This is a genomic window from Verrucomicrobiia bacterium (genome assembly GCA_035574275.1).
Classification (GTDB): domain Bacteria; phylum Zixibacteria; class MSB-5A5; order DSPP01; family DSPP01; genus DSPP01.
Map to the genome: position 1 here is coordinate 1 of DATLYY010000077.1, position 12582 is coordinate 12582.

Below are 12582 nucleotides of genomic sequence, written 5' to 3' on the forward strand. Positions count from 1 at the left end.
TGCATTACAAAATCAAGCGCTACAAAATAACCCTCTAACTCCCAACTGCCAAAAATTTGGCGCTAAACGCCAAAATTTTGGCGTTGACTTCCGTTTTCACCCCTCTCTTTTTATTCCCCGTATGCTTTGGCAGGAGCACACGTGGGACAGGTTCTGGAAAAGGGCCAAGAGGGTTCTTTTGACCGCCTCTGTAGTCTTTAACATTCTCGTGATAAGCTTTGTGGCCAGTTCCGCCGCCCGGCGGTTCGGGCTGCTTGAGGGCAAAAAACCGGCGATGGCTAAGGAAAGGGGCTTGGGTGTTCAAAAAACGGTGGACTGGCCCAAACATAATGGAAGATTCCCCGTTTTGTCCTTTGAGGAGGTTAAACGCCAAGCCGAGGCACACCCCAAAGCCCGACGGCTCATTTCCGAGGCAAAAGCGAGGGATTATTCTTATGGCTGGGATTTTTCCCTGCACTACCGCCCCGCCGATTCCGCCTTCTATCATTTGGTTCGGCTTGAAGTCGAACGGTGTGATTGCGAAGGCAACCCTTTTGCAAAAACCGGCTTGCAGTTATTTTTGAACCCGTACGATGGCCGGGTGTTTTTCGTGGATACCATTAAGAATATTCCCCAAGCTTTGGCGGACAAGGAAGTGAAGGAGGCGCTATGAATTGGAAATGGTGGGTTTTGACGGTTCTGCTGGAGGTTTTCTGGCTCACCTCGGCCTTCGCCGACAAAAAGGAATGGCCCCCGATGCCCCCCTTGGACACGCTTATCGGTGATACCACCGGGGCCATAACCATACGCGACTCGGCTTTGATTCCGACTTTTGGCATTTACCCGGTGGGCGAGTGGGGAAAGGTAATATATATCGATACTACTACCTTTAAGAAATATGGCATGGTCATCTTTTTCGACCCCTGGGAAGAGGATTCTCGCAGGTATGTGGAAATTTTAAGTGAACTTAGAAGCAAAGTGGAGAATGAATGGGGGTTTGAGGTATTTTTGGTTGCTTCCCGGATGTCAATTGTTTCTTGCCAGGAGCACCTGTCTGAAAGCAAATTCCCGGAGGATTGGAACTGCGACATTTTTATTATGCCGGATTTCAAGGAACCCCGCCGTTCAGCCGATTCCTTGAAAAAAGCACTTACAAAACTTAAGACTGCTTTTCCCGTCTATCGTCTCAAGCATCCTCTGCGATTGAAAAAACTGGGTTCGAAGCCATACCATCCTACTATCCTGACCATCAAGGAAAATTACTTGATGTACGTTGAACCGGGCGAAAGGGGTTTTTTAACAAAAGGGAATAAAACTGTGATGAAAATGATTTTTAAGTTGGCCTTTCCGGCAATGATTAAAGGATTGGAAGAGGATTGGAAGTATGTTTCCTCGAAAGGAGGTGAGAGAAAATGAAGCGATTGTTTTCATTAAAGGCCGCCACCCTGGTTTTAGCATTGGGGATGTTCGTGGTCGGAGCCAAAAGGCCGATCATTTTCCCGGACTGGCCTTGTTGGAACTGTCACGGATTTCTCAATTGCCTTAAATGCGGCGTGAACACAATTTTTTGAGCGCCGCCAGTTTTCCTGTCTGGCCTCCCCAATTCCAATACTTAGGAAGAGGGGAGGCCAGCGTTTGGTCAAAATTCGGTGGAGGAATTGAAAACATAATGCAGAAAAGGAGGTGATAAAAATGAGACGCTTATTTTCTATGCGGGTGGCTATCCTTGTTTTGGCCTTCGGGATGTTTGTGCTGGGGGCGAAAAGACCCACTGCTGACTGCGTTAAATGTAGAGGGCTGTTTTCTTGTATTATATGTAATGTTGTCTCGTTGCTATGAATGCAATCAGTGTGAACGAATTTTTAGCAAATCAAATTGCGACCGTTCACATATCTTGGGTCTTGTACACGGTTCTTGTCTTCATCTGGACGGTAGCCGCTTTTTTCGTCCATCGACAATTTCTCGATTGGTTCCAGTTTCGGACTGTTCATCTTGTTTCAGTTATTTTGATTGCTCTTTTGCCTCGATTCGGGATGAATTGTCCGTTGAGTATTGCAGAATTCTATTTGCGAATGGGCACGGATTCGGCATTTGTCGAGGGTTTTGCTCTCCACTACCTCCGCAAATTTATCCACGAAGGTATTGGCCCGGCTTTCGTGGATGGATTCACCTTGGCAATGTATTTGGGCACGCTCGCCGCCTATCTATACCGTCCGCCCAAGCGGACGGCAGCGTGGTTCAACCGGTTTGCCGGGGAAAAAGCCAAAATTTTAGTTGAGCGGAAGGGCTGACCGTTGTAAATTCCACCCGGATGAAAAAGCGCTGGAACGAATGGTGAAAGGTCAAGTTCGCCTCATTTTCGTTTTGGGGCTTTCTTTACTTTTTCCATCTTTACTAATCGCACAGGGGACGAAGCTTCGGCTATTGGTCGAGCCGGAAAAAGTGGCTTTTTACACGCTCGACGGCCGCGACAGTTTGGTTTTGACCCCGTACAATACCGTTGCCGACAGCGAGGGGGTCTGGCTGGACACCACGTTGGTCATTTCTCCCTCCGGCGTTTTGGTCGGCGGCGAGTGGCAGCCCGCTGCAGCCGTCGAGAGTCTTTCGGTCAACGTCCGCTTCAACGAAACGGCCCCCATCCAAAAATCTCAAGCCCTCGGCCCCCACGACCGTCTGGCTTTGGTGCAGCCGGCCGCCGTGGCCGCCGGGGAATATCTAAAAGGGAATCTCGTGTCCATCGGCGGCGAGGCGCAAATCGAAGGGGAGGTCGGCGGCGACGTTATCCTCTTTCTGGGGGCCTGCCGCCTCGGAGAAGAAGCGGTCGTCCACGGCGACGTCATCGTCATCGGCGGGGAGGTTTTTCAAAAAGAGGGGGCCGTCATATACGGGCAACTGGCGCGGGAAAGCCAGGAGGAACACCCCAAGCGGCGCTACTTCGAAGAGCCGGAGTTCGGGGCGCTCTCCTTTTCCGGCGCCTACAACCGCGTCGACGGCTTCAACTTGAACATCAAAGTCGGCTACAAGTCGGGGGACTTGAATTCCCGGTTGTGGGCCGGCGGCGGGCATGCCTTTTCCCGCGACCGCTGGCTCTACGACGTCGGCTTCTCGCAAAAACTTTTTGATACGCACCCGCTCTCCTTCGGCGCCTCCGCTTTTCGCCGGACCTGGTCGCAGGATGAATGGGTTCTGGGAAAAGTGGAAAACAGCTTTGCTACGCTTTTTATGCGCGCGGACTTTATGGATTACACGGAAAAAGAAGGGGTTTCGGTTTTTGCCGGGCAGGAGTACAAAAAGATTCACCAGGTCAAAGTGAACTACAGCGTCAACGAATACAAGGCGCTCAAGAAGGAGACCAACTGGTCGATTCTGCGCGGGCCTAAGCGTTTCCGCGAAAACTTTTCCACGCTCCCGGCGGAAACGCTTGCCGCCTATGCCGCGGATTTCAACGCTGAAATTGCCACGTTGACGTTGGAATACAGCTTCGACACACGGGACGACCCGGAAGACCCAAAAACCGGCTGGTGGGCCAAGGCGGAATGGGAGTTGGCGGGAGGTGTTTTGAAAAAGGAGCGGGATTACTCACGCATTGTGCTTCGCTTCGAGCGGATTCAGCAAATCGTTCCCCGGCACACGGCGCTTTTGCACGCCGTCTATGGCACCTCCATCCACCGCCTGCCTTTGCAAAAGCTTTTCTTTTTAGGGGGCATCGGAACTTTGCGCGGCTACCGCTTCAAAGAGTTTTACGGCGACCGGATGGTTTTGATGAATTTCGAATACCATGCCCGGCTCATCGACCAAACTTTCGTTCCCACCCCCGTTTTGTTTTTCGACTGGGGGAAAACCTCCCCCCGTTCCGGCGACCCGGAGTTCTGGAGCGGCCAGCCCTTTAAATACAACATCGGGCTGGGGTTCAAATTCGGCGGCTTTTTGCGGTTTGATTTGGCCAAAGCGCTCAACAACAACCCGCTGCGGTTGACCTTCCGCTTTTCGCGGACTTTTTAGCAGAGTCGGCTTCCATTCAGAATCGTCATAATTGCTTTTTACCCGTGATTTTCTTTTCTTTTATTGATGGGCGAAGTGCGCCTTAATCAATTGTTGAATCTATGTTTATCGACTATGCCGAAATCAGAGCGGTGGCCGGGGCGGGCGGTTCGGGAATGATCGCCTTCCGGCGGGAAAAATTCGTCCCCAAGGGGGGGCCTTCCGGCGGAGACGGGGGAGCGGGGGGCTCGGTATTTGCCCGGGCCAACAGTCAGCTCGCTACGCTCATCGATTGTCAATTCAAAAAGTTCTACCGGGCCGGGCGGGGGATGCACGGCAGCGGCAAAAACGCCTCCGGTTTGGGGGGGGGAAATGTCTTTATCGAAATGCCGGTGGGGACGGTCATCCGGGACAAAAAAACAGGCGAAATCCTGGCGGATTTGACCGAGCCGGGACAGGTCGTGCTGCTTGCCAAAGGAGGACGCGGCGGGCGGGGAAACGCCCGATTTGCCACGCCGAGGCGGAGGGCGCCGCAGTTTTCGGAAGAAGGGGAACCGGGAGAGGAAAAAGAACTTGTTCTGGAGCTGAAACTTCTGGCGGATGTCGGCCTGGTCGGCTTTCCGAACGTCGGCAAGTCCACCCTGCTTTCGGCCGTTTCCGCGGCCCGGCCGAAGGTGGCGGATTATCCCTTCACCACGCTGATACCGCACCTGGGCATCGTTCAGACCGATCATCACCGGAGCTTCGTTCTGGCGGATTTGCCGGGGCTTATCGAAGGGGCGCACCTGGGAAAGGGGTTGGGACACCGATTCTTGAAGCATATCGAGCGGACTCGGCTCTTGATCTACCTATTGGACGCCTCTTCCCCTTCACCGGCCGAGGATTTGAAGAAATTGAAAAATGAACTCGCGCAGTTCGAGCCGAAGCTGGTCAAAAAACCGTTCCTGGTGGCGCTGAACAAAATTGATTTGCTCTCCAAAGCGGAGGCGGCGGCTTTGAAAAAGAGCTGGGAAGGGAAGGCCTTTTTACTTTCCGCCTTTCAGCATAAAGGTACCGAGGATTTGATGCAAGCGGTTGGCAAGAAAATTTACAAACTCGGAGAAAATGGAAAAGAATCGTAGGGACGAGCTTTTCGGCTGGGCGGCCCTGCTTTCCGCTTCCAATGTGGGGGAGGTGCGGGCGCGGGATTTATACCGGCACTTTGGCAGTGTGCAGGCGGTTTTGAACGCCTCGCGCAGCGAGCTTTTGCAGGTGGATGGCGTCGGGCCGGAGACGGCGGAGGGGATTTTGCGCATTGATTACAAGAAAGCGGATGAAACAACGGAGAAGATTTTAAAATCGGGAGAAAAGTTTTTGCTTTTGAGCGAGCCGGATTATCCGGAGCAGTTGGCCGAGATTTTTGACCCGCCGCCGGTTCTTTTTTGCCGCGGGGAACTCGTTCCCGAAGATAAAAAAGCGGTCGGCATCGTCGGGACGCGCACCTTTTCGCCGTACGGCAAGCAAGTGGCCGACCGGATGGCGTTCGAGCTTTCGGGAATGGGTATTACCGTCGTTTCCGGGATGGCACAAGGGATCGATTCCTTCGCCCATGAGGCGGCTTTGCGTGCCGGCGGCCGGACGATTGCGGTTTTGGGGGGCGGTTTCGATTCGGTGATTTCCGCGCGGGCACGCAAACTGCTGGAAAAAATTCCGACGCAGGGCGCGGTTTTGACCGAATTTGCCAACGGCACCCCCCCCACGCCGGAAAATTTTCCCAAGCGGAACCGGGTCATCAGCGGGCTTTCGCTCGGCGTGGTGGTCGTGGAAGCGCCGGAGGGGTCGGGGGCGTTAATCACCGCGCAACAGGCGCTGGACCAAGGGCGGGAAGTGATGGCGGTGCCGGGGCGGGTGGATTCCCCCAATTCGGTTGGGACGCACCGGTTGATTCGTAAATCGTCAGCCGCTCTGGTCACTTGTGCGCAAGATGTGGTGAAGGAGCTAAATCTCACCGTTGCGCCGATGGCGGAGCGACCGACTGTCGCCATCGATTTGAAAAGAGAGGAACGGGTGCTTTTTGACCTGCTTGCCGCGGGGCAGCCGGTTTTAATCGACGAACTTTCGACCAAAGCGGCACTACCGGTTTCAGAATGTTTTTCAATTTTAACCGGGCTTGAGCTGAAAGGACACGTGAAACGCCTGGCGGGGCAGCAGTTCGTGCGGGCGATTTGACGGTGGTAAAAAAGGAAATAACGGTGGTAAACCGACTGGGGCTGCACGCCAGGCCGGCGGCGCAAATCGTGCAGAAAGCGAGCCAGTTCAAATCGGAAATCAAGCTTTCCAAAGACGGATTGGAAGTGAACGCCAAATCGATCATGGGGGTGATGATGCTGGCGGCGGAGATGGGGAGCACCATCGTCATCATCGCCGAGGGGCCGGACGAAGAGGCGGCGGCGGCGGCGGTCGCGGCGGTGTTTGCGAGCAAATTTGGTGAGGAATGAGAAAAGAGCTTAAGGGAATCGGCGCAGCTCCCGGTGTGGGACTAGGGACGGCATATCTGGTGGACGCCCGGCTGGTGTTCCCCCGCCGCCACATCCCCGCCCAACAGACGGAGCGAGAGGTGGAGCGGTTCGAGCGGGCCATCAGTTTGGCGCAGAAAGAATTCGGAACGCTGACCAAAGACCGGCGCAGAATCGGCGCCGAGGCGGGTGAACTGGTGGACTTCGAGAAATGGATTTTGGAAGACCGGACCCTGAACAACACGGTCGCCGAGCGCATCAAGAAAGAACGGCTTTCCGCCTTCTGGGCCTACTGGGAGGAGACGGAGAAAACCTCCAAAGCGCTCGAGGCGTCGCAAAACAACTACATCCATGACCGGAGCTCCGATTTGCGCGGAGTGGTGCGGCACGTTTTGAACCTCCTTTCGCCGGAGGCGAACCATTCCCCGGCCCTGCCGGAGGAGGCGGTTTTGGTGGCTCGGAATCTTTCCCCTCTTGATTTGTTCCGTTATCCGACAGAACGGCTTTGCGGTCTCGTTTTGGCTGAGGGGGGGGGCACCTCCCATCTGGTTTTGTGCGCGGCTTCCCTCGGGCTGCCGGTGGCGGTCGTCGGCGAACAGATCGAGCAAATCGAAGGAGGAGATACGGTGTTCGTGGACGGGAAGGCGGGGGAAGTGGTGGTCTCCCCCGGGGAGAAGGAGCGGCGGTCTTATCAGAAATTTTTGGCCGAGCGGACGCGAAAACAAAAAGAGCGGGCCGTCTGGGCCGGGCGGGAGGGGCGAACGAAGGACGGGAAACGGGTTTGGGTTCTGGCCAATCTGCAGACCATCGAGGAATGGGAGGAGGCAAAAAAATCAGGAGCGGAAGGGGTTGGGCTTTTCCGCAGCGAATTTTTGGCGTCGGGAACTTCCGGCTTTCCCCTGCCGGAGACCCAGAAGGAGGCGTACGCCGACCTATTGAGCAAAATTTTTCCCCTCGAGGTCACCGTGCGGGCGTTCGATTTCGGCGCGGAAAAGGTTTTGGGGCAGGAACGGGAGGAAAACCCGGCCTTGGGGCTGCGGGGAGTGCGGCTTTTGCTCCATTACCCCGCCATTCTGAAAAGCCAGATCTCGGCGCTTTCGGAAGCAGCCCCGGAAGGGCGCCTGAAGGTGATGCTGCCGATGGTGGGGTCTTTGGAGGAATTCCAGGCCGCCCGAAGAATTTTTTCCGGAGTGAATAAGAAAATTCCGCTGGGGATTATGATGGAACTGCCGTCGTCGGCCATTTTGGCGACGGAGTTTGCCCGGGCGGCGGATTTTCTGTCCATCGGCACCAACGACTTGATCCAGTACACGCTGGGGGTGGACCGGAGCAACCCGAAGGTGGCGGACTACTATGAGCCGTTTCATCCCTCCGTCCTCCGTTTGTTGGCTAGGATTGCCGCCGCCGGAAAAAAGTTCAAGAGGCCGGTTTCGGTCTGCGGGCAGATGGCGGCCCTTCCGTGGGGGGTTTTTGTTTTCGCAGGAATGGGGATAACCGAGCTTTCCGTGCCGGTGTCCGCGCTGGTTGAGACGAAAAAGACATTGGCACAGGTGGATTCGAAAAAGGCGGCGCGGACGGTTAAAAAACTTCTTTCGCTTTCCACGGCGGAGGAGGTGAAGCGGGAATTGAGGAGAGCCTTTCCGGTGGGGAGCCGGTGAGCCGGATGGACTTGAAGAGGTTGGGGAGCCCGGCGTGGTACCAAAAAGCCGACCCTGACAATTTTTACAAACTGCTGGTCGATTTCCCGGCGCAGCTCCGGCAGGCGGTGGAAATCGCCCAGCGCTTTGAATGGCAGCGAGGCGGCTTTCGCCCGAGCCATATCGTTTTGGCGGGGATGGGGGGGTCGGCCATCGGAGGGGATTTGGCGCGGACGTTTTTGTCGCAAAAATTAAACATCCCCTTCCACGTCCTCCGGCATTATACCCTGCCCGTTTTTGTCGGACCGGAAACTTTGGTGTTCGCTTCGAGCTATTCCGGTAACACGGAGGAAACCCTTGCCGCTTTTGAAGCTGCCAGACAGAAGCAGGCGGAAATTGTCTCCATCACCACCGGCGGAAAGCTGGCTTTCCGTGCCAGTGGGCGGCCGATCATCACCATTCCATCCGGCTATCCGCCGCGCGCCGCGCTCGGCTTTTCGTTTGTGCCGGTTTTGCTCGTGCTTGGAAAAGCCGGTTTGATCCGGGATTTCTCCGAGGAGATTTTGAGTTTGGCTGATTTTCTTTCGGAAGAGATTAGGAAATGGGAGCGGGAAACGGCTTTAGCGAAAAACGAAGCGAAAAGGCTGGCGGCGGCACTTTTTGGCAAGGTTCCGCTGGTGTATGCCGGGGCCGACCTTATGGAGCCGGTGGCCGTGCGATGGAAGGGGCAGATTTGCGAAAACGCCAAGCAGCTGGCGTTTGCCAACGTCTTTCCGGAGTTCAACCACAACGAACTGGTGGGATTCGGCGTTTTGAAACACTTGGCGGGGAGGTTGGCGGCGGTTTTTTTGCAGGACGAGGATGACCATCCGCGCATCGCCGCGCGTATGAAAATCGTGGAGGATGTTCTCAAAAAGAAAAAAATTCCGGTGATTAAGGCGACCTCCAAAGGGGAAAGTGTTCTGGAGCGGATGTTCTACACCGTTCTGCTTGGAGATTTTGCGAGCTATTATCTCGCCGTCCTGAACGGGGTCAACCCCAAGCCGGTAGCAGTCATTGACTACTTGAAAGGACGACTGGAAAGAGTATGAAAGTCGTAATCCCGGTGGCCGGGAAGGGGGTGCGGATGCGGCCGCTCACCGATTCCGTTCCCAAGCCACTCTTGGAAGTGGCCGGGGATACCATTCTGGGACATCTTTTGCGCAGTTTGGAAGGGCTGCCGGTTGAAGAACTCATCTTTGTGGTCGGGTTCAAGAAGGAGAGGATTGAGGAATACCTCCGTTCCCGCACAAAAACAAAAACCCGCTTTGTTGTGCAGGATAAACCGGCCGGGCTGGGATATGCCGTGAATTTGACTTTACCCTATGTGGAGCGTGGGCCTCTTTTGATTCTTTTGGGAGACACCGTCTTGGAGCTGGACTGGAAGCCGGTTTTGCAGGCCAAAGAGAATCTGCTCGGGTTGAAGGAGGTTGACGACCCGAGGCGGTTTGGAATCGCTACCTTGCAGGATGGAAGAATTTCCGGATTGGAGGAAAAGCCGCACCAACCGAAAAGCAACTTCGCAATTGTCGGCCCTTATTTCATTCGGGACTTGGAACAGTTCAAAAAATGCCTGTCCGATTTGGTGGCGGGGCAGCCGGGGGTGAACGGGGAATGGCAGCTTACCGACGGACTTTCGAAGATGATTAAAACGGGGGCGGCCTTCCGTCCCCTCTGGGTTGAGGGGTGGTTTGACTGCGGCAAGCCGGAGACGCTTTTGGAAACGAACCGGCATCTGCTTTCCCGTATAGAATCGCCGTCCACCCGGCAAGGTGCAACAATTACGCCCCCCTGCTTTATCGCCTCCTCGGCGGTTGTAGAATCCTCCAGCATCGGCCCTTTTGTTTCCATCGGCGAACGGGCGGCGGTGCGGTCTTCGACCTTGCGCAACTCGATTGTCAGCGAGAGAGCCACCGTCAGCCAATCGGTTTTGGAGGATTCCATTATCGGGGCGGGGGCAATGGTCAAAGGTCAAAAGGGCCGGGTCACAATAGGTGCTGTTCCAGAAAAGAGTTTTCCATGAGTTTTTTGGCGGATGCAAAACCGATGGTTGATTTGCTTGATTCGTTGAACCCACCGCAAAAAGAGGCGGTGATGACGACGGAGGGGCCGGTTTTGGTTTTGGCCGGCGCGGGAAGCGGCAAGACGCGGGTTTTGACCTTCCGCATCGCCCATTTGATTTCCTCCGGTCTGGTACCGCCGCACGGCGTTTTGGCGATGACTTTCACCAACAAGGCGGCCGGGGAGATGAAAGAGCGGGTGAAGAAGTTGTTGGGGGTTTCCGTTCCCTGGGTCACCACGTTCCACTCCTTCTGCGCGCGGATGCTGCGGGATGAGGCGCCCGCCATCGGCTATCCCTCCGGTTTTTCCATCTACGACGAGGAGGATTCGCAGGCGGTCATCAAGAAGGTTTTGAATTCCTTCGGGCGGGAAAGTAAGGAGGCGGGGCGGGTTCTGGCAAAAATTTCCGATGCCAAATCGGAATTAGTCGAGCCGGAGGATTTTGCCCGCTGGACCAAAAGCCCGATGGACCGCTGGGTGGGGGAGGTTTACCGCAGCTACCAAAAGGAGCTTTTGGCCGCCGGAGCGATGGATTTCGACGATTTATTGATGAAAGCGCATCAGGTTCTGGCAAACAACCCGGACATTTTGGCCCGCTGGCAGGGGCGGTTTGGCTACATCCTTGTGGATGAATACCAGGACACCAATTTCGCCCAGTACCGGCTTTTAAAGCTTCTGGCCGGACGGCACCGCAATCTTTTCGTCGTGGGGGACGACGACCAGTCGATTTACGGCTGGCGGGGGGCGCGGCTTTCCAACATCCTTGATTTTGAAAAGGATTTTCCGGAGACCAAAATCATCCTGCTGGAGCAGAACTACCGCTCCACGCAGACCATCCTCTCCGCCGCCTCCGCCGTGGTGGCCAAAAACCGGCTGCGGAAAGGGAAAAGTTTGTGGACTTCCGGCGAGACCGGGGAGCAGTTGTTCTGTTACCAAGCGGCGGACGAGGCGGAGGAGGGTTTTTTTATCTCCCAAGAAGTGGAGCAGCTTACCAAAAAGGGGGTATCGCTTTCGCAAGTAGCGGTCTTATACCGCACCAACGCCCAAAGCCGGGCCTTGGAGGATGCCTTTCGCTACCGGGCGTTGCCCTACATTTTAGTCGGCGGCGTCCGCTTCTACCAGCGGAAGGAAGTGAAGGATTTGCTGGCCTATTTGAAATTCATCGAAAACCAGGCGGACCTGGTGGCGTTCGAGCGGCTGCTTTCCGTCCCTGCCCGCGGCATCGGCAAGGAGAGTTTGAAGAAAATCACCGAGTGGGCGAATGCCCGCAATATGTCCGTTTGGGATGCTTTCAAGAAAGTTTCGGAAATTGAAGGGGTGTCTACAAAGACAAAAAACGCCATTGCCGGACTGGTCAAATTTTTTGAACAGATGAACGGATTGAAAACCCGATTGCCCGTTAACGAATTCATTCTGCGGGTGCTTGAAGGTTCCGGTCTGGCGGAAATGCTGGCGGAAGAGGACAAGGCCGACCAGAAGGGGCGCTTGGAAAACGCGCAGGAACTGGCAGCGGCGGCGTACGAATTTTTGGAGCGGAATTCGGAGGGAACGTTGAGCGATTTTTTGGGCGAAGTCGCCCTGCTCACCGATTTGGACCGGTGGGATCCGGCCACTTCGGCCGTCACCTTGATGACTTTGCACCAGGCCAAGGGGCTGGAGTTCGAGATGGTCTTTTTGGCCGGGCTGGAGGAGGGGCTTTTTCCCCTTTCGCGCACGCTTTCCGACCCGGCCGAGCTGGAGGAGGAACGGCGGCTTTTTTACGTCGGGTTGACCCGGGCCAAAAAGAAGGTCTCCCTTTCCTTCTGCTCCCGGCGGCACCGATTTGGGGAAACGTTCAATCTACCTTCCCGCTTTTTGGACGAAATCCCGGCCGATTTAGTCAAGCGGGAGGGGCTGGCCTATCCGGAAAAATACCGAGGACAATCGCTTTTCGACAAACCGTATCCCCGCGCCGCTAACCGGGCGCGCTCGGAGGATTCGGTTTCCACCCGGTTGCGGACGGGGAGCCAAATTCTGCATCCGACCTTTGGCCAGGGGCAGGTTTTGGGGACGGAAGGAGAGGGGGAGGCCTTGCGCGTGTGGGTTCGCTTTTCCTCCGGCGAGACCAAAAAGCTTTTCGCCAAGTACGCCTCGCTTAAAGTGTTGCGGGATTAATTGGCCGCCCTGGAGCAGGGGCTCCGGGCTACCCGGTGGGAGCTGCATCGTTGGAAGTTTTACAGTATTAAGCCCAATTAAGCAAGGAAGCCAACATTTTCCTTGACAAAAACCAGCCGGAACGTGAAATTTATTGGCGCAGTGGGCTGTTGAAAAGCATTAGCGGTGGTTTGGAAGTAGGAAGTAGACATTAATTTTTTAACCGGAGTTGGAGGCGGGTTGGACGTAAAAGCTTC

11 protein-coding genes are annotated in these 12582 nt (G+C 55.3%); all 11 read left to right on the forward strand.

Annotated elements, in window-relative coordinates; genetic code table 11:
• Nucleotides 1-178 precede the first annotated feature (178 nt).
• The 11 genes from VNL73_10990 (at nt 179) to VNL73_11040 (ending at nt 12346) form a co-directional block, all read left to right on the forward strand.
• A complete protein-coding gene (locus tag VNL73_10990) occupies nt 179-652 on the forward strand; it encodes a hypothetical protein (GenBank protein HXF49932.1) in 474 nt (157 codons plus the stop codon).
• A gap of 83 nt (nt 653-735) precedes the next feature.
• Entirely contained in the window at nt 736-1395 is a 660-nt protein-coding gene (locus VNL73_10995; protein ID HXF49933.1) for a hypothetical protein, read from the forward strand.
• A 419-nt stretch (nt 1396-1814) separates the two neighbouring features.
• The gene (locus VNL73_11000; GenBank protein ID HXF49934.1) at nt 1815-2270 is read left to right on the forward strand and encodes a DUF2784 family protein; all 456 of its coding nucleotides are present in this window, start codon (nt 1815-1817) and stop codon (nt 2268-2270) included.
• A 40-nt stretch (nt 2271-2310) separates the two neighbouring features.
• A complete protein-coding gene (locus VNL73_11005; protein HXF49935.1) occupies nt 2311-3981 on the forward strand; it encodes a BamA/TamA family outer membrane protein in 1671 nt (556 codons plus the stop codon).
• 101 nt (nt 3982-4082) lie between these two features.
• Nucleotides 4083-5081, forward strand: a complete 999-nt coding sequence (obgE, locus tag VNL73_11010) for a GTPase ObgE (protein HXF49936.1) — start codon at nt 4083-4085, stop codon at nt 5079-5081.
• Nucleotides 5065-6168: a DNA-processing protein DprA gene (gene dprA / locus VNL73_11015; GenBank protein HXF49937.1), complete on the forward strand. Its 1104-nt coding sequence runs from the start codon at nt 5065-5067 to the stop codon at nt 6166-6168. The genes obgE and dprA overlap by 17 nt, the downstream gene beginning before the upstream one ends.
• 2 nt (nt 6169-6170) lie before the next feature.
• On the forward strand, nt 6171-6437 hold the full coding sequence (locus VNL73_11020; protein HXF49938.1) for an HPr family phosphocarrier protein: 267 nt from the start codon (nt 6171-6173) through the stop codon (nt 6435-6437).
• On the forward strand, nt 6434-8113 hold the full coding sequence (gene ptsP, locus VNL73_11025; GenBank protein HXF49939.1) for a phosphoenolpyruvate--protein phosphotransferase: 1680 nt from the start codon (nt 6434-6436) through the stop codon (nt 8111-8113). The genes VNL73_11020 and ptsP overlap by 4 nt, the downstream gene beginning before the upstream one ends.
• A 5-nt stretch (nt 8114-8118) precedes the next feature.
• Nucleotides 8119-9183 carry a bifunctional phosphoglucose/phosphomannose isomerase gene (locus VNL73_11030; GenBank protein ID HXF49940.1) on the forward strand — a complete coding sequence of 355 codons (1065 nt, stop codon included), beginning with the start codon at nt 8119-8121 and terminating at the stop codon, nt 9181-9183.
• On the forward strand, nt 9180-10154 hold the full coding sequence (locus VNL73_11035; protein ID HXF49941.1) for a sugar phosphate nucleotidyltransferase: 975 nt from the start codon (nt 9180-9182) through the stop codon (nt 10152-10154). The genes VNL73_11030 and VNL73_11035 overlap by 4 nt, the downstream gene beginning before the upstream one ends.
• A 23-nt stretch (nt 10155-10177) precedes the next feature.
• A complete protein-coding gene (locus VNL73_11040) occupies nt 10178-12346 on the forward strand; it encodes a UvrD-helicase domain-containing protein (protein ID HXF49942.1) in 2169 nt (722 codons plus the stop codon).
• Nucleotides 12347-12582 lie beyond the last annotated feature (236 nt).